Origin of the sequence: Psychrobacter sp. AOP7-B1-25, from assembly GCF_052376195.1 — a bacterium.
Lineage (GTDB): Bacteria > Pseudomonadota > Gammaproteobacteria > Pseudomonadales > Moraxellaceae > Psychrobacter.
The window spans coordinates 570,539-595,981 of record NZ_JBQSVK010000001.1 but is presented as its reverse complement, the minus strand read 5'-3'; the positions used below and the strand labels follow the sequence as shown (position 1 = coordinate 595,981).

Here is a 25,443-nt window from a genome sequence, read left to right as displayed (position 1 = left end):
TCAATAGATTGGTCGGTTATTCAACCGAACCAAAACTCTCTCTAACCATCGGTAACATGTTAAACACCATTTTACCTACTCCCGTGCCATTTCCATTTTGGTAATATTGCAGCAGCTCTGGTGCATACTTTCGTAAATCAATACTATTGCTAGCGTTCGGCGTCTGCACATTACTTGGCAAATTAGGAAATGCCAAATCTTTAGTGCTAATAGCGGAATACTGCTGTAACACATCTATCCTCATACCTTCTTTGTTGTTCGCTTCGCTAGTATTATCTAGCTGACGACGTAAGTGCTCCCATTTAAGTTGACCGCGTTTATTAAACCCGTACATTTCCTGTACTTCTGTACTGGCAATGGGCTCGCCTGTCGTTGCTTCCTCGTTCATTTGACCTTTTATCATAGCCAGTATTTTTTGTACAACAGACTTACTGGTGAATGCTTCTGTATTTTGAATCGACTCAAACGCTGTCATCGGTTCGGGTTCTTGTACCAGCTCTGGATATTGTGCACTGATCCGACTGTAGAAAATCTGCATATATTTTTGTTGCGACGCTTGATGATCCTCAAAGCTTTGTACTCGGCGGATGATTTGAGCGCTTGGTAGCATAGCCGATAACTGGTGCGCGGGCAGTTTTGGAGACAATGACGCAAGTGCGCTTGGGGCAACATAATTAAACTGGCTAACAGGGGCCGCGTCATAAGTTGCATCTAACGCTGCAAAGTGACTTTTTATCACCTCACCACCAAACCCTTTAGGCAACGTACCATCGTCGATGGCTATTTTTAACCACTTGTTTTGCCATTTTGTACCGAGCTTATCGTCTAATAATTCTGAGTTTAGAATCGCAAAATTATCTGCCCAGAGATAAATATCGCCGTTTTTAAAATCTATATAAATAGGCTGATTGATACTGCTGTGATGGTTGCGTGCTTGATACTGCGCACTAGCGAGCATCGTAGCCTTACCTGCCATCGGTTGGTAGATACCTTGAGAATCGATAGAGAGCGGCTTTAATAGATACTCATCTAATAACTGTGCTTTCTTTTTATCTAGCGGTCTCTGCGTATCCTCATAATTATCGAATAGCGCCTGATAATCTGGTGCGACTTTTACATCGCTATCGTATTGATGGTCATCCCATGCTTGATAGGCATCTGCGCATTCAAGATACGACTGCTTTATACTGTCACGCTTAGTATCGTAATCTGCCGCTAGAATATCTTTGTTTTGCTGTTCGGCTTGCAGAACTAAAGCAGCATACGCTTGGTCATGTGCTTCTTCGCAGTGTTCGCCTACATAGTCTGCAGCCGCCATTTTCTCAGTACCAGCATCAGCATCTTGAAATTGTTGATTATTAACAATTTCAAGATTGCCATGGTAGCTAAGGGATTGACGACGCTGTTTTTGTAGTGCTGTCTCTAATGTTTTTTTAGCAACGCTAGGTGCTTGTTTGACAGCTACTGCGTTAGATTGGACTAAGTTGGTAGACTGGCAACCTGTTAACAACAGCGCCCCTGTCAAAAATCCGCTGGTTATGAGCAGATTGCTTTTATTCTTCAACGGCAGACGTTGTGCAATGGCATGATGTACTGTTTTCATTTTTTATCCTTAATAGGTATGAGCGTAAATGCAATGAGATGATGTCTTTCGATTTCTATTTTTCAGTCATATCATTTTGAGCATCGTCAACTTGGCTCTCATCGACAGCATCTGCGCTATTGTCATTATCGTTGCCATACTCATCACTGCCATAAGCGTCCTCGACACCGCTATCTTGATAGTCGTAGCGTGCATAACGAGCCGTCTGTAACCTGTCTTTTTGTGCGCGCTGCGTTGCTATCCATGCATTGCCATCAATAGGAGGCGTAGCGTCTGGACCAAAGGATTCTGTAAGCAATGGTGTCAAGGTATTATGATTGAAGCTGGCTTTGTCGTAACGTACTTGGTTTAGCACAGTTGTGGTCGACCCCATCAAATCACCACCGATATTGGCACGTTGCTGCTTGGCAAGCAGTCGATCTGAGCTGTCTAAGTAATAGTAGTTAATTTGATTAAATGAGATAGGACCGATAGCTTCGATAAGCTGTAATAGCGAACCGACATCCGCACTTTGATAGCCTTTATTGTATAACTGTACTTTAGCAAGTGCCTTCTTCAATGCAGCACCATCCGGATATTTTTCTGGATTGGCATCTACATATTCTTGCAGTGATTTCGTGACATACTTGAGCGTCTTGCCGATCATTTCACCGCTTTGTTGACTACCAAAATAAACTTTCACTGCTCGGGTCGCACCGACTTCTTTAGCAAATGCATCACCACTGATATCGACTGCGCTAAAATGCTCAGGCGCGAGCTCAGCCATGCTGCTCTGTATCGCGTTGATCACCGCATCGTAGAGTACAGCTGGTGGCAACTGTGCTGTGATGCTGTCAGGCAAACCAAAGCTCACCGTATGTGAAGCCATCTGTGATGGTAATGGCGTATTCTCAGGATAAACGAACGCAACGATCGGCATGATGGCCGATGGATCAACGACGACATTGCTGTTATTGAAATCAAATGCTAACGGTATCTGTATCGATGAGCTAATCGTTGGTGTGGCATAGTCGTAGCTATAGACACTTTGTATTTGGCGCTGCTTCGGACGGTATTGACTGACACTATTAAATGTTAAATGCTCATACTGATAAGCATTTTTTGCGGCTATCTGCTCAGGCGTACGGTGGAACATATCCAGTATATTGCTAACCATACCTTTAGGTGACATTGGTAGGCTGCCACGATTTACTGGCTCTGTCTTAGCTTGCTGTTTTGCCATTTGCATGGCTTCATATTTTTCGACCATTGTCTTTGGACTTAAATCCGACATCCCTGAGAGCATACCTTCAGTATTTCTGCTGTACTCATCATAGTCATCACTACTGTAATCATCACTACTATAGTCATCACTATCATAGTCTGCTATATCGTAAGCGTACTCGTTATCACTGGTGGCATCACTGCTCGTAGGCTGATTCTCTCCTGCTTCAGCCAATATAGCAGCAATAGCTCTTCTTTCTGCTTCAGATTCTGCTCTAGACTTATCATAGTCACTAGGATAGTCAGACTCTATCGAGTCCTCGTCATAATCGTTATAGTCATCATTGTATGGCTCATCATCACTTCTACTATATGCACTTTCAGGCTGATATGCATAGGTCTCTATAATCGTTCTAAGCAAACTACTCGAGCCTGCATCGATACTATCGGTATCGATAAATGGTGCTGATCGATAATTAGCTGTGGCAACTGCGACATGCTCGGTGGCTAAGTGCTGACGAACGGCGGCAAGCAGGTGTGATTTGGCTTGGTTTTCGGTATTTGGGTATTTTTCTTGATCAAACAATTTCTCATAACGCGCGGCCTGTGCGTTTTGACTGGCGGTAAAGGCTTGACCCTGTGCGTCATCTGCAACACTAAAGTCTATCATGGTACTAGAGTTTGAGGACGAGCTAGCTGGAGTCGATTGGCAACCTGCAAGTACAAGCGACGCACTACCAACCAGCAAAGCAATAGACGTCAATTTACCAGTTTGACATAGGTAACCATTGTTGTTTTTAATATTATTGTTTTTATGGTTATGATCAGAAAAATCAGCAAGCGTAGTCTCAGAGTGGCGCTGTCGATTGCAGTTATTAATATGGTGTGATGACATAGGAATCTCTTTGTATAAATAGACTGTCGGCAATGAGTGTACATTAGTACCGTTATTTATATCACAAGACGTTACTATTTAGTAATATTAGCGAATATTTTTAAAGACTCTCTTTATTCATAGATAATGCTATCTATACAAAAGCTATCTTATGATTCGCTTTGTGTATTTGAAATATAGCTGATACAGCTAAACTGTATCAAAGCGCACGCTATGAAATTTGATAAACAACTTTCTACTATTTCATATTTTCGTTACTATTTAGGCTTATCTACTTCTTAGCTCTATTCTTTCCACTCGCGTAAAAAGGACTTTGCGATGTCACAGTTATTATCCCGCCATCATCGAACCGCTCAGCAACGTAAACTAAAAATTAACACTCTATTCAAATCTAGTGTCTTACTCATTACCAGTACGCTGTTGCTATCTATATCCGCACACGCTGTAGAGCCATCAGGCTCAACAAGTAACGCGATGGTCAATAACACAGGCATCAATACCAGTGCGATAAATTTGGCCATCATGGCGGATAGTCCAACGGTACTGTCTGAAACCAAACGCATCACGCGAGCGAAGACCAACACACTCAATATCACCTCGAACAATGCTAATACCGCCAATACTGCTAATAGCGACCAAGCTATTTACTCTGAAGATGCTATTCATCATCCAGTGTGGGCAAAGAACGGCATGGTCGCTACCCAAGAAGCGCTTGCCTCTGATATCGGTCTACAGGTTTTAAAGGATGGCGGTAATGCAGTGGATGCTGGCGTTGCAGTGGGTTTTGCCTTAGCTGTAACTTTGCCGCGTGCAGGTAATATCGGTGGTGGCGGTTTTATGATGATTTATGATGCCAAGCAAGGAAAAACGGTGGCGCTTGATTACCGTGAAAAAGCGCCGAGTAGCGCCTCACGCGATATGTATCTTGATGAAGAAGGCAATGCTGTTAGCGATTTATCTCGTTATCATGGCTTAGCCGTTGGCGTGCCAGGTACAGTAGCAGGACTGTTAAAAGCACTAGAAGAGCATGGCACGATGAGCCGCGAGCAAGTCATGGCACCAGCGATAGCACTGGCTGAAGACGGTATAGAAGTCACCGCTGGCTTGTCCGAGTCGCTCACTGCGTTGAGCGATCGCTTGCAGAAATGGCCAAGTACCAAAAAAGTGTTTTTTAAGACTGATGGCAGTGCTTATCAGCCAGGTGAACGTTTAAAGCAGCCTGAGCTTGCGCGTTCGCTAAAGCGGATTGCAGTACAGGGTACCGATGGGTTCTATAAGGGTGAGACCGCTCAAAAACTGGTCAAAGCAGTCAACGAAGCGGGCGGTAGTATGAGCCTGCAAGATTTGGCCAATTATCAAGCCATTGCTCGCGAACCTGTCAAAGGCGACTACCGTGGCTATGAGATTGTCTCTATGCCGCCGCCCTCCTCCGGTGGTATTCACATTATTGAAATATTGAATATCTTAGAAGGCTATCCACTGGGTGACTATGGACAAAACAGCGCACAGACTATTCACTTAATGGCGGAAGCAATGCAGTTAGCGTATGCAGATCGAGCTGAGTATCTGGGAGATGCCGACTTTATCGATGTGCCTGCCAGCGGCTTAACCTCACAAGCCTATGCGGATAAACTGCGTACGTTGATTGATCCCAATAAAGCTACGCCAGCAGCCACTATCAAAGCAAACAATCCTCTGCCGTACGAGAGTGATCAGACCACGCATTTCTCTATCGTCGATAAAGATGGTAATGCGATAGCCAACACCTATACGTTGAACTTCTCTTATGGCACAGGCCTCATTGCGGATGGTACAGGCATTTTGCTTAATAACGAAATGGATGATTTCTCTGCCAAACCCGGCGTACCCAATGGCTATGGTTTGCTCGGTGGCGACGCCAATGCAGTGGAAGCCAATAAGCGCCCACTATCCTCTATGAGTCCGACACTGGTATTCAAAGACAGTAAACCTTACATCGTCACAGGCAGCCCAGGTGGTAGTCGAATCATCACAACCGTTACCCAGATTATCTCTAACGTCATCGACCATGATATGAATATCGCTGAGGCAACACATGCGCCGCGTATCCACGATCAATGGCTACCTGATGAAATTCGAGTGGAAAAAGCACTGAACATTGATACTGTTAAAAAGCTCGAATCGATGGGTCATACTGTCAGTCCAAAATCCGCGATGGGATCCACACAGTCGATCATGCTTACACCAAACGGTGTTTACGGATCGTCTGATCCACGTATTGTCGATGCAGCGGTGGTTGGTTACTAAATAAACTGACTTTAATTATCAATAACATAGCCCTCTATACTTTGTTGTATTGAGGGCTTTTTGATGTTATTTATCACCTAACTCGTATGACGTAATGACTCAACTCACTTAGATTAAACCCTTTGAACCAGTGGCTGTCTGCAGCAAATAATGCTATTATTGACGACCCCATTTAAAACGTATCAATATGGCTATCGAGGTCTTATCCGCCGCTAGATATCAGTATAATTGATTGATAATAATCAATTATTTTATCGGTAGCTTGTTCTTTTGATCGTACCAGTAAGAGTCTTCTATGGCATTTGTACACCTTGGCATTCACAGCGAATATTCCATCACCGATTCTATCGTACGTATCAAGCCGCTGGTAAAAGCGGCTGCAGCTGATAATCAGCGCGCGTTGGCATTGACCGATTTGTCCAACTTATATGCCACGGTGAAGTTTTATCGTGCCTGCTTAGGTGCTGGCATCAAACCTATTATTGGTAGTGACGTCATCATGGATGGTGAGGACACACGCCTCACCCTACTTGCAATGAATAACGAAGGGTATCAAAACATTACCCGTATCGTATCGCTTGGTTTTACCGAAGGTCGCGCTGATCCTGCCAATCATGGTACGCCAGTTATCAAGCGTCATCATATCTTAGAGCATGCGGCAGGTGTGATTGTGCTACTCATGGAGAAGTCAGACGTGGGTCAAGCATTGGTCGGCTCGATGCCAGAAAAAGCCGATGAACTACTCACAGAATGGCAAGCAAAGTTTGACGACCGCTTGTACTTTGCGATTAAGCGTACCAATCGTTCAGGCGAAGATGCTTTTATTAGAGCAGCTATTCATTCAGGTGCCAAACATAACATTCCTATCATTGCGCATAACGATGTGCGTTTCTTAGAGCAAGATGACTTTGATGCCCATGAAGCCCGTGTTTGTATTGCAGGCTCTTATGTCCTTGCTGACCCGAGCCGTCCGCAGACTTACTCAGATGAGCAATATCTAAAAACTCAAGAACAAATGGCACAGCTATTTTCTGATATCCCGCAAGTCATTGACAATACCTTGCGCTTGGCAACCCGCTGCAATGTGACTTTGACGCTCGGTATTAATGTTCTACCTGATTTTCCTGTGCCTGAAGGCGAAACGATTGAGACGTTCTTTCGCGCAGAGTCGCAGCGCGGTCTTGAACATCGCTTAGATAAGCTCTTTCCAGTGGAATCACGTACTGATAACTGGAGCGATTTTCGCCAAAGATACGATGAGCGCCTAGAGTATGAGTTGGATATTATTTTATCAATGGGCTTTCCGGGTTACTTCCTGATCGTCATGGACTTCATCCGCTGGGCAAAAGCCAACGGCGTGCCTGTTGGACCTGGACGTGGTTCTGGTGCGGGTTCATTGGTTGCATACGCGCTAAACATTACCGATCTTGATCCGATTCATTACGACCTGTTATTCGAGCGATTCTTGAACCCAGAGCGGGTATCCATGCCCGATTTCGATATCGACTTTTGTATTGAAGGTCGTGATCGTGTCATTGATTATGTCGCGCAAACCTATGGTCGTGATGCTGTATCACAGATTATCACCTTTGGTACCATGGCAGCGAAAGCGGTCGTGCGAGATGTAGCGCGCGTACAAAGCAAATCATATTTTTTGGCCAATAAAATATCCAAGTTAATTCCAAAAACCCCTGGTATTACCTTGAGCCAAGCGCTTGAGCAGGAACCTCAGCTCAAAGACTTGATCTCTAATCCTGATAATATGGATTATGAAGATGCCATTGAGATTTGGGAGATGGCAATTAAACTTGAAGGCGTTTGCCGAAATGTCGGCAAACATGCGGGCGGCGTATTGATTGCGCCGCACAAAATCACGGACTTTAGCGCCATTTATTGTGATGATGAAGGTCACCGTGTCAGCCAGTTTGACAAAGATGATGTCGAAGCTGTCGGTTTGGTAAAGTTTGACTTTTTGGGTCTACGTAACTTAACCGTCATTGATGCTGCTGTTGAAAACATCAATTTACGCCGTGCAAAAGAAAACGTACCTGCCTTAGTTTTAGAAGACTTGCCATTAGATGACAGCAAAGCCTATAAGCTACTACAAGACGCCAAAACCACTGCCGTTTTTCAGCTAGAAAGTATGGGTATGAAAAAGTATCTTGCCAAACTGCAACCGACCAATATCGAGGACGTCATCGCCATGTGTGCGCTATATCGTCCTGGCCCGCTCGATGCAGGCATGGTAGAGATGTATATTGACCGTAAGCATGGTCGCGAGGAAGTCATCTATGACCATCCCAACCTTGAGCCGATTTTAGAAAACACCAATGGCGTTATTGTCTATCAAGAACAGGTGATGCAGATATCACAGGTGATGGCAGGTTATAGTTTGGGCGGTGCTGACATGCTACGCCGCGCTATGGGTAAAAAGAAACCTGAAGAGATGGCAAAGCAGCGCGATATTTTTGTCACTGGCGCGACCTCACAAGGCATCGATGAAGTCACGTCAGGCGGCGTGTTTGACTTGATGGAAAAATTTGCAGGTTATGGTTTTAACCGATCGCATTCTGCAGCTTATGGCGTATTAGCTTATCAAACGGCTTATCTAAAACAGTACTACCCTGCTGAATTTATGGCAGCGGTCTTAACCTCAGATATGAACAACACCGACAACGTTGTATTTTTTATCAATGACTGCCGTGAAAACTTTGGGCTAACCGTCGTCAATCCTTCGGTCAATCGCAGTGAATGGCATTTCGTTGCCGATACTCCGACCAATATCATCTATGGTCTTGGCGCTATCAAGGGCGTGGGTGAAGGCGCGGTAGAGTCTATCGTCGATGCACGCCGACGCGAAGGGCCGTTTAAAGACTTATATGACTTCTGCCGCCGCGTCGATATCAAAAAAGTCAATAAGCGCACGCTTGAAGCGTTGGTTAGCGCGGGCTGTTTTGACGACTTTGCCGCCACCCTACGCCCTGACTTGCCAGCCGATGAGGCTTACGAGATTCGCGGCGCGTTAATGAGTCAGCTGCCAAGCGCGGTACAGGCCGCTGAACAAGACCGTCAAAATCGCGAAATCGGTATGATGGATTTGTTTGGTGAAATGGATGGTGTGGTCGCAGCACCGCCGTTGGTTATGACACCAGAGCTCATTTGGGGTGATAAACACCGCCTAAAAGCTGAAAAAAACACATTAGGGCTTTACTTAACGGGACATCCAATCAATGAGTATTTGGATGAATTGAAACGTTATACCTCTGGCGCGCGTCTCGACAAGTTAACTGATACTGGCTATAACGGCAGCTGCTATTTCTCAGGGCTTATCATAGATATTGCCAACTTTGGTAATCGCAACGTGATTACCTTGGATGATGGCACATCGAGGCTTGAGGTTAGCTGCTATGCTGAGCGTTTTAATCGTGTCAAAGAGCAGTTAAAAATCGATGAAGTCGTCATCATCAAAGGCAGTATACGAGAGCGTGATGGCCGTTTGTTCGCACGTCTTGATAGTGCTATGAGTATGGTAGATGCCAGATTACGTTGGCTCAAAAAAATCAGTATCAAAGTTCACGGTAGTGATATTAATTTGCTCACACGTCTACAGCCCCTACTCAAATCGGCCCAAGCTGACATCATTCCCGAGCCGCGTCTGGCCTATAACCAAGAGCAAGACGAGCAAGGTAGCAACGGTAACAATACCTACGATCCTGCAATGGGTGGTAGCTTATATGATGAAAACGGCAATGATTTACTAGCATTAGAGAGCGACATGGGCCATGACGCAGCCAATCAAAATGGCATGTCAGCCAGTTATGCTAATAATGCTCTAAGTAATACTGACGCTTCTATCAATGATAATTGTTTGCCACTTGGCATAAGCATTTATGAGGTCTACGGCATCGCAAATGTCGGACTATCTGAGCACTGGCGCGTTTACCCAAATGACGATAACTTGCAGGCATTAAAAACTTTGGTCAGTGAAGATAACTTACATTTCCATTACAGCTAAGACGTACATTACGTTTTAAAAATTCATTATAGTAATCTTATTGCTTTAACTTTTATAAATTGGACAACCACCATGGATAACACGACAAATAATAATACGCTCGGACAAACTGATGAAGAAATTATCAATCATGAACAGTTCGAGGACATGCGTGACCTTCTTGAAGAAGACTTTGTTGATTTGATACAAGTGTATTTTACTGATAGTAAGCAAAGAGTTGCAGCGCTACGAGTTGCCCATCAAAAAGACGATAATGCCAATGGCTTTGAAACTGCTCATGCTTTAAAAGGTGCTAGCGCCAACTTGGGTGCGACTCAATTAGTCCGCCTTAGCAGCCAGTTACAAGAGTATTGCCGTGAGCGCCGTATCGATGAGCAAGCCGTTCTTATCGAAGAGATTGCCATTGCATTACACCGTGCTGAACAAGAAATCAATCAAAGACTGGGACAATAATGAGTAACGACGCTTCATTAGCAGTATCATCACATGCCCACACCGTAAGCGACTACCTTGATTGCCTGCAAGTGGTCATGGTCAATACGACTTTGCCCGCCAATATTGGTTCAGCTGCCCGTGCGATGCATACGATGGGTTTATCTCGTTTGACAGTTGTCGACCCCAAACTACCGATTGATGAAACCAGCGTGTCTCATGCAGCAGGTGGCAATGATCTTTTGTCGTCCGCTTCAATTACACCTACTTTAGAGGCTGCTATCTCAGACTGTCAATTGGTATTTGCCGCTAGCAGTCGAAGCCGTCACTTACCTCGTCCTGTTGTGACACCTACGCAAGCCGCTAAGATTATGTTTGACTTTATCGATGCACAGACGGCTTTAAGTACAGGCGATGGTAATGTTGATAGCTCATCTGCCGTTACTTCTAGCAAACCAAATATCGCTATCTTATTTGGACGTGAAGATCGTGGATTGACCAATGAAGAATTGGCTTATGCCGATTATCATATTCAAATCGATGCCAATCCTGCTTACCCTGTATTAAATGTTGCATCAGCCGTGCAAGTCATCGCTAGCTTTATCTTCGCTTACGTTCAAACGCATACTCAGACAGTGGATAGTTTAGACTCGGATACAAGCACAGACGCCCAATCGACAATCAATGTGAATTTACGTCAGCAATGGGATGAACCTGCTATTAATCAACAGCAGCTACAACAGCTGACTCAGCGTACTACTGACCTTATGGTACAGCGAGGTTTAGCAAATAGTGAACATCTAAAGTCACTGCCATCACGCTTGTCTAGACTTGGGTCACGCCTACAGCTTGATCAAAAAGAATATCAGCTATTAAGCGCTTTGATTGCAAAACTATCAAAAGACTAAAATAAGTAATAGTTTGTTTGACAGCTTTTTACTATATTTTGCCGTATAAAGCTGTTATAACTTGCAGAAGCTTAGCGAAAATATATACTCCTGATTCTCTGAACTTTACGACCACAGATTATAGGTATCGCTGTTTTCACAAACGACACTCTACCGACGAATAAATAGGACGCTTTATGTCATTGCCATCCAAATTTTTCAAATCACTTATTACTATTAAGAACGATTTGAAAGAAGATATTGATGCAGTATTTACCCGAGATCCTGCGGCACGTAATAGTCTAGAAGTTGTCCTAACTTATCCAGGCATTCATGCGCTTGTTTTGCATCGCGGTGCGCACTTTCTTTGGAACAATGAACAAAAACTAGCCGCTCGCGTAGTCTCTTACGGCTCACGTATTATGACAGGTATCGAGATTCATCCTGCGGCTAAGATTGGTAAGCGCTTTTTTATCGATCATGGTGTCGGTGTCGTCATCGGTGAGACCGCTGAAATTGGTAACGATGTGACCTTATATCACGGTGTCACTTTAGGCGGTGTGTCTTGGAATAATGGCAAACGTCATCCAACGCTAGAAGACGGTGTGACAGTTGGTGCTGGTGCAAAAGTATTAGGGCCATTCACCGTCGGTAAAAATGCTAAAATCGGCTCAAATGCTGTAGTGGTCAAACCTGTACCAGCCGGTGCTACGATGGTCGGTAATGCGGCACGCATGATCTCAGATTATCACGATGAAAAAGGCAATCCAATCGCGACAAAAGTACAAGATACTAAGCAACAAGAGAAAGTTGACCACGCTGGCGAGAGTAAAGATCAGACCAAGGACACTAGCGCTACTACAAAACGCACCAATACTTTCCGTGCTTATGGGATCGACCCTCATTCACAAGATCCTGTCGCAGAAGCCTTTTCTAAGATGCTTGAGCATATTCAGCAATCAGAGAATCGCCTCGATCAATTGCAGTCAGCGATGTGCGATATTGATCCTAATTTTTGCAAAAAGGAATACGATAAACTTTGTCTAGAAGATTTGGATGTGATTGGTCGTGCTGATATGAATGAAGCAGATAGCGAGCAAAAGTGAGTACTAGAATTTTAGTAAAAAAAACAAAACTAAGGGAAGTACAATATATTGTACTTCCCTTAGTTTTATCTACCACAAAAACATCGGTTAAAATAAACAACTTTATTAACTATCTATCTATTACTTAACTTTCGCTTAAATATTATTCAAATGGTTAATAATTAGTTTCAGTCAGTTCTTCGATTCCTGCTTTCTCATGTTCTTTAAATGGATAACGATCTGCCATTACTACCCAATCAGACATTGGTTTAGATATAATATTATCGCTTAGGCTATTTTCTGTGTTGGCCAATCTAATCATCAAGATATCAATATCCATCGTCACTCGTCTCACCTGATTCGGCTCAGTCTGTCGACATCTATTACAGTCCCCTTCAAGGGTTTTAAAGGTTTGCTGTAGCTGCTGCAGGCTCATTGGAGTGTTCAATGTTAAATGGACACACTGATTGCTATAGTCGGGCTTTGGCTGTACCAAGGTTGCCGTAAAGTCAGGATTTTGAAACGCTGTAGACAATCGCATCTTACCTAACGCTGCCAAGCTCTTGCGAGCAAGCGGTAAATATTTTTCAGCTTGATAGTTGCTACCTAGCGCTAATACAACTTCTACCACAGGCTGCGTTTGCACAGTCTCAGGTACGCATTGTGTCAGTGTTCCCAAATCTGACTCAACTGATATTTTATGCATCATTAGCTTGGCTATCATCAACTTCTTTGGCAGCTAGCTCTTTGGTTGATGCTGGCGTATAGCGCGTTATTTGCACTCCTACTGCATCGGCCTGCGTAATGGCAGTGGGCTTAGCAACGCTCAGTGTTATTTTTTGACAGGCATATTTTGCAAATATCTTATCAGATATCTGACCAGCTAAATGCTCAAGCAGCTTTGCTTGTATTTCTTTGCACCACTTGCTCACATCATCGCAGACTTCTTTATAGCTCAGTGCATCGCTGACATCATCTGATATAGCAGCAGCGCTGATGTCCGTCTCCAGCGCGATGTCTATGAGTAACGGCTGAGTAATGGCTCGCTCCCAATCAAACACCCCTATCACGGCCTCAACTTTTAGACCTTTTATAAAAACCACGTCAGACTGAGTATGGAGCATGCCTTCTTCCTTGTTTGCTAATTTTTTATTCACATTTCTAATGTTTATTTAACCGACTATAGAGCTTCTTCACGTTGGCGCGCTGCCTTCAACACTTTACTCGGACGATGTCGCCATAAGTCAATACTGAATAATAGCAGACCTAGCCAAATCAGACCAAAGACTGCCAAACGACTTAAATCAAATGGTTCTTTATAATAAAATACTGCCAAGAAGAAAATAAATGTCGGCGTCAGATAGTTCATAAAGCTAAGGATACTATAAGCAACGAGCTTAGTAGACTTATTAAATAACAAAAGCGGTATTAGCGTAATTGGGCCTGCAATCATAAGCAGCCAAATATTTGAGCTAAACCAAAAGCTCAACTGGCTACTGACCACATCCGATTGCCAAAACCACCAAAGGAAGATAGGAACGAGCATGGTAGTTTCGACAAACATCGCATCAACAGGCGTGAGCGGCGTTTGACGCTGAATCGTACCATAGGTACTGAAACTAAAGGCTAGCACAAGCGATAACCATGGTAGACTACCTATCATCACCACTTGAATGACCACAGATAACAGTGCAAACCCGATTGCGACCCACTGCAAGCGTCGCAAGCGCTCTTTGAACAAAATCATCGATAGTGCAACACCAACGAGCGGGCCAATAAAGTAGCCCAAACTGGCTTCAAGGATACGGTCATGATTGACCGCCCATACGTAAGTAAGCCAGTTAGTTGCAATGATAATACCTGATATAAAAGTTAATGCGATCCATCTTGGATTCTGCTTCAGCGTATTTATCCATTGCCAGCGTTTGGTCGCGACTACTACAATTAGCAAACACGCAAACGTCCAAATAATACGATGACCAATAACTTCTGTCGCGTTATAAGCAGCCAATTGCTTGAAATAAAGAGGAAAAGCGCCCCAAATACAGAAAGCGATGAGTGCAGTAATAATACCGCTTCTCGTCGTTTTGATGGGAACTACGGGTTTTTTGACAACATTTTGGGTGGTCATAATACAATACAACGTGTTAGAGCAAAGCGCACTCTCACCTAATTCTGATTATTATTGTCGATTGAATAGTGAAAGCGCAGGGTTACTACAGTGAGATTATAAGGTAAAAAGCAATGTACTTATGCCAATAATGACACGAGTACATTGCTAACAATGTTAGATTAAATCTTTAATTAAGCGTTAATGGTGGTTTAGTGACTTACTCAGCACCAGTATCCACTTGGATAGACATACCGATTTGATTGGCAAGTTCAGCGAATCCTGGGAAGCTAGTATTAACCGTTTCAACCCCTTCGATAGTGATTTGCTTAGATGCACGCAGACTGGCTACAGAGAAGCTCATCGCAATACGATGATCATGATGCGAGATAATATGACCGCCACCAAACACAGGCTGACTATTATTTATGTCGCCATTTTCAGTAGCAGTGCCTTTGCCTTCAATAATCAAACCATCATCAGTAACAGTACAATCAATACCAAGCGTATGCAACCCTTCCGCCATCACAGCAATACGGTCTGATTCTTTAACACGCAACTCCTTGGCGCCAGTCAGCACTGTACGGCCTTGCGCACAACTAGCCGCGATGAATAGCACAGGAAACTCATCAATGGCCAGTGGTACGAGATGCTCTGGTATCTCAATACCGACTAGGTTTGAGCTGCGAATCGTAATATCAGCAACTGGTTCGCCGCCCACATGCGTCTCATTGCTTAGGCTAATATCCGCCTGCATAAGCTTTAAAATGTCAATAACACCAGTACGCGTAGGATTGATACCTACTTGCGTCAAGGTCAGCTCACTATTTTGACTGATGGCTGCTGCCACCATAAAAAACGCTGCAGATGAAATATCAGCAGGAACAGCGATATCGCCGCCTGTCAATGTACCACCACCAGTGACACTGATACGGTTGCCTTCTACGGTTACTGGATAACCAAAGGCCGATAACATACGCTCGGTGTGGTCACGGCTGACCTCAGGCTGTGTGACGGTTGTTGTACCCTCGCTCCACAGTCCTGCTAGTAACAAGCAAGATTTTACCTGAGCTGAAGCAACTGGCATATCATATTCATTACCTTGTAATGGCTTGCCAGCTGTATCACGACCAGTGATGCTAAGCGGTGCCGTACCACTATGACCAGTACTCTGTATAACCGCACCCATCGACCGTAGCGGTGCAGCAACACGCTCCATCGGGCGCTTATTTAAGCTCGTATCACCTGTCAATACGCTATCAAATGATTGTGCCGCCAAGATTCCAGATAGCAGACGCATACTGGTGCCAGAATTGCCCATATATAAAGGTGTTTTGCTAGGTTTTAAACCATTCATTCCGACACCATGAATGGTTAACTTACCATTATCAGGACCTTCGATAGTCACACCCATATCACGAAATGCTTGTAGCGTCGCTAGCGCATCCTCGCCTTCCAAAAACCCGGTCACGTTTGTCACGCCTGTGGCAAGACTGCCCAGCATAATGCTACGATGCGAGATAGATTTGTCACCAGGAATCGCGATGGTGCCAGAAACAGTATTGCTAGGGGTAATATTATAAGAAGCTGACATGGCAGAAGTATCCGTATAAGGGGTGCTGGCTAACATATGGCCGAAATGTCGCCGTGCGGCTTGCGCGCGGCCCAAAAGTCCCATCAGGGCAGTTGAATCTTTATCAATGATAAGCTGGCGCATCGTTTGTAAATAGACACCATACTCATCAAGGGCGCTGACAATCGCGCTTTGGTTGGCAAAAAATATATCATGCCACATTTTAGGATCACTGGCCGCGATACGCGTAAAATCACGAAACCCACCAGCGGCATAACGAAACATATCTAAATTGTCATCATGGCTTGCCAATTGCTCAACCAAATTAAAGGCCAGCAGATGTGGCAAGTGACTGGTATGCGCCAATATACGATCATGGTGCTCAGCATCCATTGACATGACATTTGCACCTACTGATTCCCATAACAATCGCAACTTCGCAATAGAAGTTGGACTGGTTGTCGGTAATTCACAGATAATAACGCTATGATTAACAAATAAACTGGCGCGGCGAGCATGATACCCTGAATTTTCAGCCCCAGCAATTGGATGTGCTGGCACTAATCCTGTCGGCAGCGAACCGAATACCGCTTTAGCAGCATCAATGATATTGACCTTAGTACTACAGACATCCGTCATGATGCAGTCACTGGCAAGCTGTCCGTTATCCATCGCCTGTTTGATATCTACAAACACCGCTTGGACCGCTTGTACTGGCACTGCTATGATAATTAAATCACTACCGTCGATGACGTCCTTTAAATTTGCACTACCTGCATCTAGTAGACCATGCTCAATAGCTTCTGTAATACTTGGCGCATGTCTATCGACTGCTACTAGTCGCTCACTTAAGCCATTATCTTTAATGGCTTGAGCAAAACTGGCACCAATCAGCCCAAGTCCAATCACACAAACTTGTTTAAATATAGGCGGCGTAGTATTTAGAGACGATTGAAGTTTATTATTTTTCTGACTACTCACGGCTTTTCTCGTTGGACACACTAAAACATGGATAGAGTCAGTCTTAGTGTTATAAATTTTAATGGCTAATTAAGAACAGTTTTTAAATCAAAAATCACTTATAGATGCGTTTAGTCTTCAGTCAAAATAGAGCGCAAGGTATCAATCAAACGCAGATTGTCTTCAGCCACACCTACTGTGATACGCAGCCAGTTAGGTAGTCCATAAGCATCCAGTGGACGGACGATCACGCCTTGTTCGAGTAGCGCTTGATGGATAGAAGTAGCGGTGATGTCTTCCATCTCAACCTGTACCTCGACCATAATAAAATTGGCATGCGACTTCACAAAGCCCAGTCCTAGCGCGTCAAACTGCTTTTCTAGCCAGCGCATTTGCTCGTTATTTATTAGGCGAGTTTTTTCGATAAAGTCTTGATCAGCCAGTGCAGCGGCAGCGGCGGCTAAACCAACACGGCTAACGTTAAATGGCTGACGGATGCGGTTTAGTAAATCCGCCACTGCCACCGAGCTTAAAGCATAACCTACGCGCAAACCTGCCAGACCATAGGCTTTAGAAAAAGTGCGCACAATAATGACATTGTCAAACTCGTCTAATAGCGCACGATTATTACTTTCAGGACTATACTCGATATAGGCTTCATCTAATACTACCAAAACTGAGCTTGGTACACTGGCAACGAACTGTCGCAGCTCTTTTTGCTCTAGCTGTGTACCCGTTGGATTGTTTGGATTGGCGATGAAGACAATTTTGGTGTTCGGATTGTCTTGCACCGCTTGGCTCATGGCTTTTAGATTGTGACCAAAGCGCTGAGCAGGCACTTCAATATCTATCGCACCTTGCATTTTCGCTAGCATCGAATATACCACAAAGGCATACTGACTATAGACGATAGCATCGCCCTTACCCACAAAACTACGCGCTAGAATGTCAAGCAAATCATCAGAGCCATTACCCAAGGTAATTTGATTAGCACTGACATCGTTAAAGTCAGCCAGCGCTTGCTTTAGATAGTAACCATTGCCATCAGGATAACGCGACAACTGCCCTAGCTGCTCAGTCACTGCTAATGTCACTCGTGGTGAGCATCCCATTGGATTTTCATTACTAGCCAGCTTCACCACATCTGAGACACCATACTCACGGGTCAGCTCCTCAATTGGCTTACCTGTTTGATAAGGTGCCAATGCCAAAATACTGTCGTACGCTGGTGTTAACGGCGATAGATCTGACGCGGTCAATTGAGTAGTCTGCATGGTTTATCCTTAGATGCTATCTGTAAATGCTTTTTTTGAGTGCTTTCTCCAAAAGCTAAGACCCATCTATTATGTATGAATACCTGTGAGTAAGCCTATAGTCGTCTATAGGACAGCTTTTGGATATGAGCCCAATATGCGTAAATCTTTGACTAATGGACGAATATCATTGATGGCGGCGCTAACGTTTGGATCATTAACATGACCATTCATGTCGATAAAGAATACGTAGGCCCATTTATTAGGACGCTCAGGACGCGTTTCAATGCTGGTCATTGAGACGCCGTGATATGACAAAGGTTTCAAGATTTCGATCAGTGCGCCTGCCTTATCATGAGCTGAAACGACGATTGAGGTTTTGTCTTGACCAGATGGCGCAATCGCCTCATGACCGATAATAAGGAAACGCGTGGTATTACTTGGATTGTCTTCGATATTTGAGTAAAGCTTGTGTAGATCGTATTCTGCAGCAGCAACGTCACCTGCAATCGCGGCTGAGTGCCATTCGTTTTTGAGACGGCGAGCAGCTTCACCATTGCTCGATACGGCAACACGTTCAACATTAGGGAAGTTTACATCTAGCCAATGGCGGCACTGAGCAAGCGACTGCTGATGCGAATAAATACGGCTTAAGCCGTCAATTTTGGTATGTTCAGCAACCAAGAAGTTTTGATGGATTGGCAGCTCAACTTCACCAATGATCTTTAAGGTAGAGGATAAGAAGCCATCTAGAGTATGGTTGACGACACCTTCTGAAGAGTTTTCAACAGGGACCACGCCATACATCGCTGTACCGGCTTCAACTTCGCGGAACACATCTGTAATGGTAGTCATTGGTACAGTATCAGCTGCTTTACCAAAGTGCTTTAGCGCAGCGGCATGCGTAAAGGTACCAATAGGTCCCAAAAAGGCAATACGCTGGGGCGCTTCTAAATCCAAGCATACTGACATGATTTCACGGAATAGGCGCGCCATTTTTTCATCAGCGATTGGACCTGCATTGCGTTCCATGACTGCTTTTAGTACCTGCGCCTCACGCTCAGGACGATAAAAGATAGGATTGCTACTGTCATCAGCGGCAATATGATTTTTTTTGACCATTGCCACTTGCTGAGCCAGCTTTGCACGGTTATTGATTAACGTTTGGATTTCACAGTCTACTGCGTCAATATTTTGGCGAATATTGTCTAAAAACTCTTTTTCAGTTGCGATATCGCTAGCGCCTGTAGTGGTTTTATTTAGATTATCCATTGTTTGCTCTGGTGACTGCTCGCTCATTACCGCCCATCCTTTTTAGATTTTATCGCTGATCGCTGTTAGATATTACTGTTATTCAAATATTGTTGTTACTTAAGTAGCATCATTACCAAATCTGACTGTTTTTCAGTTAAAGAGTGATGATAGAAACCCTATCCAAAATTGAGCTTAAAATAGTCTATCCAAAACACCTTATACTGCTAACGCTATTTGGCGTTAATGCTATATTTACTGCTAAATACAGCAGCTTGATACATAGTCGGCTCTACTATAGCAAAAACTAAGGTCAGTGCCCATTCGTAAATACGTATAAATATACTAATTGTTATTAATATTAGCAAAGTTAAGCCAAATAACAGCGACGTATAGCACAACTATGAAGCAACACTGGCTCAAAACTGTGTTACAGTCTCAGTTCAGCTCCCTACCCGTTATATATAAGAGGAGCATCATGTGATTAATAAGAAAAAGGATACCTGATGAGCGCATTACAACAGCTACGCACTATGACTACCATTGTTGCTGACACTGGTGACCTTGCCGCTATTGCCCGTTTAAAACCTATCGATGCGACCACCAACCCAAGCCTTATCACTAAGGCCATGACTCATCCTGATAATCAGGGCATGCTGTCAGAAGCGATGAGTCGTCACAATGGTGACGTCGATGCCGTGATCGATGCGCTGACCGTTCAAGTCGGCTGTGATATTTTGGCGCTGATCGAAGGCCGAGTTTCTACCGAAGTCGACGCTCGTCTATCTTACGATACTCAAGCGACGATAGATAAGGCACTGACCTTTATGGATGCTTACCAAAAAGCTGGCGTCGACTCAGAAAGAGTATTGATCAAAATGGCGGCGACTTGGCAAGGTATCGAGGCGGCGCGCTATCTTGAGACCCAAAACATTCACTGTAATCTAACCCTACTGTTCGGACAACATCAAGCGATTGCCTGTGCAGATGCTGGCGTAACCCTAATATCACCTTTTGTTGGACGTATTTTAGATTGGCAAAAACGCCAACAAAGCCGTCAACACGTGCCAGCCTCTGACGACATGGGCGTGCAGTCAGTCAAGCTCATTTATCAGTACTACAAGCAGCACGGTTACCAGACGCAAGTAATGGGCGCTAGTTTCCGCTCTACCGAGCAAATTCTGGCATTGGCAGGTTGTGATTTATTGACCATAGCTCCTAATCTCATTGACGAGCTAGCGGCTATGGACACTGAGGTAACTCGCCAACTGTCTCCAAGCATGTCAATGGATATGAGGGCGATGACTCAAGTGAGCTTAACGCACGAAGAGTTTAGCGCTGCGTATCAGCAAGATAAGGTTACGCAGGACTTATTACCTAAAGGCATCGATGGCTTTATCGGAGCGCGTGACGAGCTGGCTAAGACATTAGCAGCCATCCGCGGGTAATAATTCACACACAACGGATACTGGGCTGGCACAAAAGATATTTGCCTGCTAATAGTAAGTTGGCTATCATTACCTACTTCAAATGACAAGAAGCAAGGCTTAAGTATGAAACGGCTATCAATATTATTGGCAGGCAGTGCTTTAGCGATCAGCGCCCAGGCGGTCAACTGGGCAGAGGTGTCCGAGAGCAGCTCTGGATCAATTTTTAGTATAGATTTGGATTCTATTGAAAGCTCTGACATCCGTATCATAGATGAAAAAGACGTCGAAAATATCACAGTATCTGTTCTTAGAACCTATCCTAAAGACAAAGATACTAAAACCGATGACTCGAAGAAAGAAAAAAGCAGTATTGACCATAGTGAGCAACAACTACTAATTTCTTGTAAAGACGCCAGTTACTACAAACGAGCCTTTGTTAACTACGATGCTGAAGGCAAAGTAACCAAATCATGGCAGTCAGAAAAGCCAATATTGACCACAAAAGACTTTAAAACCACCACACCAAAGACAGTCGGTCGCACAGTGATAGAACAGTCTTGTACAGCCTATGAGCAGAGTGAAGAGCAATAAATATAGCCTACTCAACACACATTAAAAAAAGCGTCCTGATTATGTATCAGGGCGCTTTTTTATCGTAAGAAATATTTAAAGTAGCCAAAAAATACAGTGGTTCACTCTAAGCTTTTAATACCGTATAGACAGGTACTGGGAACTCGCCATGCAAATCGACCAAGTCCAATAGCACTAGCGCACCAACCACAGTATGATCAGCTGATTGACACAGCTCATAAGCAGTGGTCAACGTACCACCAGTCGCCAAAATATCATCAACTAATAATACACGTTCAGGCGGTAGGTTGTTTTGCATCTCAAGCGTGTCTTTACCATACTCCAATGCATAAGCCTTATTGGCAACAGGTGGTGGCAGCTTGCCTGGTTTACGTAGCAAGATCATACCTTTGCCCAAGCGACCTGCTAGCATACTGGCAGATACAAAGCCGCGCGCTTCTACCGCACCCAGACAATCCACCTCATCCATAAGACCTTCTGGCAAGGCAGCAAGCAGCGCATCGATAACAGCATCGACATGACTGCGCAGTAACGGGGTAATGTCATAAAAATCAATGCCAGCTTTCGGAAAGTCTGGTACTGTGCGAATAATCTGCCAAAACGGATGGTCAGTATTGAGCACATGAGACGTCTCATGGTTGGTGGCGGAAGTGGCGGCGGCATTGGTACTCATGATTACCCTTAGCTTATGTATTTAGATGGTTTAGATAAGACAACAACTGAATGATGTATCAGCGACAAATGCTGAGCATTACGGTGAATTTAGCGGCAATTATTATAGCATAATTGGTTTTCGTATGATGGGCTGGTGTCCGGGCTTGTTATTAGGCGCTAATGATGGAACGTATGTGATTGACTTGATAAAAGAAAAGTCATCTCAATATACAAGTGTAAACTTAACTATGAAAACTGCGGTTATATGCTAAACTACGTGCGTTTTTGCAGTCTAATATAATAGCTGTAAGATTAAAAATGAGCGTTTGTAGCACGCTACAACTGTAATGATCGATAGGACTATTTATGAAACGTTATGAATGTATTGTCTGCGGCTGGATATATGATGAAGCGCTTGGCTGCCCAGAAGAAGGCATCGCACCTGGTACTAAGTGGGAAGACATCCCTGATGACTGGACTTGCCCTGAGTGCGGCGTCGGTAAGCTTGATTTTGAGATGCTTGAGCTGTAGTAGATGACTCTCTAATTAGGACACTTCATGACAAAATCAAATGACATCAATAGTGCCAAATTGCCTGAAACGCTAGATAGCAATCTAGAAGAGCATCTGAATAACTACCCTACTCCTGAGTGGCGCAAACTTGGGGAGCATCAATGGCGCGACTCTGACTTGAGTAAGCATCTCTACCAAGCGATGATTGACATCGGCGATGGTATTGAATTGTGCGTCGAAGCTGGTGGCAACCCTAATAACCCGCCACTGCTGATGATTATGGGTCTAGGCTCACAGATGGTATTTTGGCCAGACAATTTTATTAAGCGCTTTATCGATGCTGGTTTTTTTGTGATTCGTTTTGATAATCGTGATATTGGCTTGTCCTCTAAAGTACAGATAGAAGGGCTGCCGCGTATTAGCCAGCTCAAGATGATGTTACGTCTGCAGACTGGATTATCTAATAAAAGCACACAGGTCGCTTATAACTTGACTGACATGGCTGAAGACACCGTACGTTTAATTAAAGCGCTCAAACTCGGTAAGACACATCTGCTTGGTGCCTCTATGGGCGGTATGATTGCTCAAATCGTAGCAGCACGTTATCCAAGTCTAGTGCAGCGAATGGCACTTATGTTTACCACGACCAATCGTGCGTTTCTAAAGCCACCTAAACCCAAACAGCTATACACCCTTATCAACCGTCCAGAGAGTCATTCTGAACGTGATATCGTGCGGCACAGTGTTTGGTTCATGAAAACGGTCGGCACACCAGGTCATGTCAATGTGCGTATGGTGCGTGAAATTGCTAAGATTCGCTATCAGCGCAATTTCCACCCGCTTGGTACAGTACAGCAGCTCAATGCTATCTTGGCATCAGGCTCTATCAGCCGATTTAGTAAACAAGTCAAAGCACCAACGATTGTATTACATGGTAGCGCTGATGGATTAATACCTGCCTCGCAAGGCCGAGTCGTTGCCAAAACTATTCCCAATGCTACCTTCCATCTCATCGAAGGTATGGCGCATGATATTCCAGAATATTATCAGCCCTATATGGTCGATTTGATTAGTAATCATTTATCAGGCAAATAGCTTTAAAAATTAGGTCCGTAAAATCTTAGCGTTGTAAAAAAGAGTGTAAAACCTATTGCTAACTTATAGGTTCTACACTCTTTTTGATTATTTCTTCAATCTGGGGAATTGCATCAATCACAAGCCACGCCAGCCCCTTCCTTATCAATACACATTTTATTTCCATTCTTCAGGTTACCAATCCACGCCTTACCATCTGTAAATACAAAGGATGGCTTACCTTGATAGCTATCCTTTGTATTTACACCGCTATTAGCAAAGCGAAAAGGAATCACCAGCTCACCGCCTAAATTGATAAAACCCCACTCTTCACCGATACGCACGCCAGCATATCCCTCAGAGAACGGACGTACTTCATCAAATGAGTACGTAATCATAATGACATCATTATCATCGACGAAACCCCATTTACCATCCTGCTGACGTGATTGAAGCGTCGTAAAACGTGCTGGTGTAGACTGTGATGCTGCGCTAGATTTATCGTTAGAAGAGCTAGGTTTATTCACTTGAGTGTCATTCTGTGCATTTGGATCACTCACTGCATTGCCATTTTTATCCACCCAACTGGTTGCACGGCCTTTGCGCACACGCGCCACCCCATTACGATAATTATCGATGTCATCAATCGCTGCCGAAAAAGAGACAACAGTACTGTTGGCTGTGTTGATCACACCATAGTTACCATCTTTTTTTACCACGATACGCCCATTCGATACAGGCCTTGCCCATCCTTGACTCTCTGTCAATATATCGTATATGGCTGGTACGACTTCACGCCCTTGCATATTAAGATAACCGACTCGATTATTACGCGTTACAGGTAACAGGCCGCCCGATAGTTTATCGGCATCGACCTTTTGATAACGTAATAAATCAACAGCTCGTTTCCCTTTTTTATCAATTAACGCCACTGGCGCACCATAGTCTTTGATCGCCAAAAAGTAACTACTACTGGATGTGCAGGACACGTTTTTGTAATAACTTTTTGGGATTTTACAACTAGCAGCTTGTGCATTGGGCATCAGAAACAATGCACTGGATAGAACCGTCATAATAAAACTGTATCGCGTTATTTTTGGTAGTAAACCAGACAATATATGTGGCTGTTTTTTTGATAGCAATCGTTGAAGCATAAATAAACCTAGACAAATAATATGTAGATTGTTTGGTATAACAAATGAGACGTTAAGTACATTGAATAAACGTTGCATTATATCGTCAATTCACTATACATGTGTTGCAACGTTAATATCGCTTAGAATGCTATACGCATACCATCTCTATAAAGAAGTCATTTGCATACTTTTTTCTTTTTTAAGCGCTCATACACTGATGCTCTGATACAAATACTTTGATATAACCGCCTTTATTTAACGACTATAAGTTAATTAAAAAAGTTAGCTATATCAATCACATTGGCTACCACATCCCTTCTAACATTCTCAGCAATTTCTTTCACAGCGATAGTTTCTTCATTCACCATAATAAATTATGATTTTGCCATTTCATTTCACGCTCAAAACCACGACAATATAGCTTTATGTCAACATAAGTTCTGACATAAGGCAATGATAATAAGAATGCTGTTATTCAAAATAATACTATAA

The 25,443-nt window shown here is 43.8% G+C and carries 19 protein-coding genes; 9 read left to right on the top strand and 10 right to left on the bottom strand.

From position 1 onward, the window contains the following. Positions 1-16 precede the first annotated feature (16 nt). Together ACT3QR_RS02355 and ACT3QR_RS02350 are read right to left on the bottom strand one after the other, a co-directional pair. The gene (locus tag ACT3QR_RS02355; protein ID WP_444519778.1) at positions 17-1,603 is read right to left on the bottom strand and encodes a hypothetical protein; all 1,587 of its coding nucleotides are present in this window, start codon (positions 1,601-1,603) and stop codon (positions 17-19) included. Between the two features lie 55 nt (positions 1,604-1,658). Further along, positions 1,659-3,701, bottom strand: a complete 2,043-nt coding sequence (locus ACT3QR_RS02350) for a hypothetical protein (protein ID WP_444519777.1) — start codon at positions 3,699-3,701, stop codon at positions 1,659-1,661. Between the two features lie 318 nt (positions 3,702-4,019). Between ACT3QR_RS02350 and ggt the strand changes: the two genes are divergently transcribed. The 5 genes from ggt to cysE all read left to right on the top strand — a co-directional run bounded on the left by ggt (position 4,020) and on the right by cysE (position 12,427). Further along, positions 4,020-5,987, top strand: coding sequence for a gamma-glutamyltransferase (ggt, locus tag ACT3QR_RS02345; protein WP_444519776.1), 1,968 nt, complete (start codon positions 4,020-4,022; stop codon positions 5,985-5,987). Positions 5,988-6,282: 295 nt separating this feature from the next. Continuing rightward, positions 6,283-10,002, top strand: coding sequence for a DNA polymerase III subunit alpha (gene dnaE, locus ACT3QR_RS02340; RefSeq protein ID WP_444519775.1), 3,720 nt, complete (start codon positions 6,283-6,285; stop codon positions 10,000-10,002). A gap of 72 nt (positions 10,003-10,074) precedes the next feature. Further along, a complete protein-coding gene (locus tag ACT3QR_RS02335) occupies positions 10,075-10,455 on the top strand; it encodes an Hpt domain-containing protein (RefSeq protein ID WP_444519774.1) in 381 nt (126 codons plus the stop codon). Beyond that, positions 10,455-11,342 carry an RNA methyltransferase gene (locus ACT3QR_RS02330; RefSeq protein WP_444519773.1) on the top strand — a complete coding sequence of 296 codons (888 nt, stop codon included), beginning with the start codon at positions 10,455-10,457 and terminating at the stop codon, positions 11,340-11,342. The genes ACT3QR_RS02335 and ACT3QR_RS02330 overlap by 1 nt, the downstream gene beginning before the upstream one ends. A gap of 215 nt (positions 11,343-11,557) precedes the next feature. Next, positions 11,558-12,427: a serine O-acetyltransferase gene (gene cysE, locus ACT3QR_RS02325; RefSeq protein ID WP_444519851.1), complete on the top strand. Its 870-nt coding sequence runs from the start codon at positions 11,558-11,560 to the stop codon at positions 12,425-12,427. A 154-nt stretch (positions 12,428-12,581) separates the two neighbouring features. Here cysE and ACT3QR_RS02320 read toward each other — a convergent pair whose 3' ends face one another. From ACT3QR_RS02320 to pheA, 6 genes are all read right to left on the bottom strand, one after another. After that, a complete protein-coding gene (locus ACT3QR_RS02320) occupies positions 12,582-13,130 on the bottom strand; it encodes a 2-amino-4-hydroxy-6-hydroxymethyldihydropteridine diphosphokinase (RefSeq protein ID WP_444519772.1) in 549 nt (182 codons plus the stop codon). Next, positions 13,105-13,530: a dihydroneopterin aldolase gene (folB, locus tag ACT3QR_RS02315; protein WP_444519771.1), complete on the bottom strand. Its 426-nt coding sequence runs from the start codon at positions 13,528-13,530 to the stop codon at positions 13,105-13,107. The genes ACT3QR_RS02320 and folB overlap by 26 nt, the downstream gene beginning before the upstream one ends. 56 nt (positions 13,531-13,586) lie before the next feature. Continuing rightward, a complete protein-coding gene (rarD, locus tag ACT3QR_RS02310; protein WP_444519770.1) occupies positions 13,587-14,537 on the bottom strand; it encodes an EamA family transporter RarD in 951 nt (316 codons plus the stop codon). Positions 14,538-14,736: 199 nt separating this feature from the next. Next, entirely contained in the window at positions 14,737-17,070 is a 2,334-nt protein-coding gene (locus tag ACT3QR_RS02305) for a bifunctional prephenate dehydrogenase/3-phosphoshikimate 1-carboxyvinyltransferase (RefSeq protein ID WP_444519769.1), read from the bottom strand. 110 nt (positions 17,071-17,180) lie between these two features. Further along, positions 17,181-18,323, bottom strand: a complete 1,143-nt coding sequence (gene hisC / locus ACT3QR_RS02300) for a histidinol-phosphate transaminase (RefSeq protein ID WP_444519768.1) — start codon at positions 18,321-18,323, stop codon at positions 17,181-17,183. 105 nt (positions 18,324-18,428) lie between these two features. Then, positions 18,429-19,601 carry a prephenate dehydratase gene (gene pheA, locus ACT3QR_RS02295; protein ID WP_444519767.1) on the bottom strand — a complete coding sequence of 391 codons (1,173 nt, stop codon included), beginning with the start codon at positions 19,599-19,601 and terminating at the stop codon, positions 18,429-18,431. A gap of 458 nt (positions 19,602-20,059) precedes the next feature. On the opposite strand from pheA, the gene ACT3QR_RS02290 reads away from it, so the two are divergent. Together ACT3QR_RS02290 and ACT3QR_RS02285 are read left to right on the top strand one after the other, a co-directional pair. Then, entirely contained in the window at positions 20,060-21,001 is a 942-nt protein-coding gene (locus tag ACT3QR_RS02290; RefSeq protein ID WP_444519766.1) for a transaldolase, read from the top strand. 105 nt (positions 21,002-21,106) lie between these two features. Beyond that, positions 21,107-21,574, top strand: a complete 468-nt coding sequence (locus tag ACT3QR_RS02285) for a hypothetical protein (RefSeq protein WP_444519765.1) — start codon at positions 21,107-21,109, stop codon at positions 21,572-21,574. A 106-nt stretch (positions 21,575-21,680) separates the two neighbouring features. On the opposite strand, the gene ACT3QR_RS02280 is transcribed toward ACT3QR_RS02285, so the two are convergent. Next, entirely contained in the window at positions 21,681-22,247 is a 567-nt protein-coding gene (locus ACT3QR_RS02280) for an adenine phosphoribosyltransferase (RefSeq protein WP_444519764.1), read from the bottom strand. A gap of 347 nt (positions 22,248-22,594) precedes the next feature. Here ACT3QR_RS02280 and ACT3QR_RS02275 point away from each other — a divergent pair, with 347 nt between their 5' ends. After that, positions 22,595-22,759, top strand: a complete 165-nt coding sequence (locus tag ACT3QR_RS02275; RefSeq protein WP_057759803.1) for a rubredoxin — start codon at positions 22,595-22,597, stop codon at positions 22,757-22,759. A 27-nt stretch (positions 22,760-22,786) separates the two neighbouring features. Then, positions 22,787-23,836 carry an alpha/beta fold hydrolase gene (locus tag ACT3QR_RS02270; RefSeq protein ID WP_444519763.1) on the top strand — a complete coding sequence of 350 codons (1,050 nt, stop codon included), beginning with the start codon at positions 22,787-22,789 and terminating at the stop codon, positions 23,834-23,836. Positions 23,837-23,949: 113 nt separating this feature from the next. Here ACT3QR_RS02270 and ACT3QR_RS02265 read toward each other — a convergent pair whose 3' ends face one another. Beyond that, positions 23,950-24,888: a WG repeat-containing protein gene (locus ACT3QR_RS02265; protein ID WP_444519762.1), complete on the bottom strand. Its 939-nt coding sequence runs from the start codon at positions 24,886-24,888 to the stop codon at positions 23,950-23,952. Between the last annotated feature and the right edge of the window lie 555 nt (positions 24,889-25,443).

What these genes read in the sequence shown, in the direction of transcription:
- ACT3QR_RS02290 (WP_444519766.1), top strand. Translation starts at nt 20,060, where the DNA reads ATGAGCGCATTACAACAGCTACGCACTATGACTACCATTGTTGCTGAC.
- ACT3QR_RS02265 (WP_444519762.1), bottom strand. Translation starts at nt 24,888, where the DNA reads ATGACGGTTCTATCCAGTGCATTGTTTCTGATGCCCAATGCACAAGCT.
- ACT3QR_RS02285 (WP_444519765.1), top strand. Translation starts at nt 21,107, where the DNA reads ATGAAACGGCTATCAATATTATTGGCAGGCAGTGCTTTAGCGATCAGC.
- ACT3QR_RS02275 (WP_057759803.1), top strand. Translation starts at nt 22,595, where the DNA reads ATGAAACGTTATGAATGTATTGTCTGCGGCTGGATATATGATGAAGCG.
- rarD (WP_444519770.1), bottom strand. Translation starts at nt 14,537, where the DNA reads ATGACCACCCAAAATGTTGTCAAAAAACCCGTAGTTCCCATCAAAACG.
- dnaE (WP_444519775.1), top strand. Translation starts at nt 6,283, where the DNA reads ATGGCATTTGTACACCTTGGCATTCACAGCGAATATTCCATCACCGAT.
- folB (WP_444519771.1), bottom strand. Translation starts at nt 13,530, where the DNA reads ATGCTCCATACTCAGTCTGACGTGGTTTTTATAAAAGGTCTAAAAGTT.
- ACT3QR_RS02320 (WP_444519772.1), bottom strand. Translation starts at nt 13,130, where the DNA reads ATGATAGCCAAGCTAATGATGCATAAAATATCAGTTGAGTCAGATTTG.
- ACT3QR_RS02355 (WP_444519778.1), bottom strand. Translation starts at nt 1,603, where the DNA reads ATGAAAACAGTACATCATGCCATTGCACAACGTCTGCCGTTGAAGAAT.
- ACT3QR_RS02280 (WP_444519764.1), bottom strand. Translation starts at nt 22,247, where the DNA reads ATGAGTACCAATGCCGCCGCCACTTCCGCCACCAACCATGAGACGTCT.
- hisC (WP_444519768.1), bottom strand. Translation starts at nt 18,323, where the DNA reads ATGCAGACTACTCAATTGACCGCGTCAGATCTATCGCCGTTAACACCA.
- ggt (WP_444519776.1), top strand. Translation starts at nt 4,020, where the DNA reads ATGTCACAGTTATTATCCCGCCATCATCGAACCGCTCAGCAACGTAAA.
- ACT3QR_RS02350 (WP_444519777.1), bottom strand. Translation starts at nt 3,701, where the DNA reads ATGTCATCACACCATATTAATAACTGCAATCGACAGCGCCACTCTGAG.
- pheA (WP_444519767.1), bottom strand. Translation starts at nt 19,601, where the DNA reads ATGAGCGAGCAGTCACCAGAGCAAACAATGGATAATCTAAATAAAACC.
- ACT3QR_RS02270 (WP_444519763.1), top strand. Translation starts at nt 22,787, where the DNA reads ATGACAAAATCAAATGACATCAATAGTGCCAAATTGCCTGAAACGCTA.
- ACT3QR_RS02335 (WP_444519774.1), top strand. Translation starts at nt 10,075, where the DNA reads ATGGATAACACGACAAATAATAATACGCTCGGACAAACTGATGAAGAA.
- ACT3QR_RS02330 (WP_444519773.1), top strand. Translation starts at nt 10,455, where the DNA reads ATGAGTAACGACGCTTCATTAGCAGTATCATCACATGCCCACACCGTA.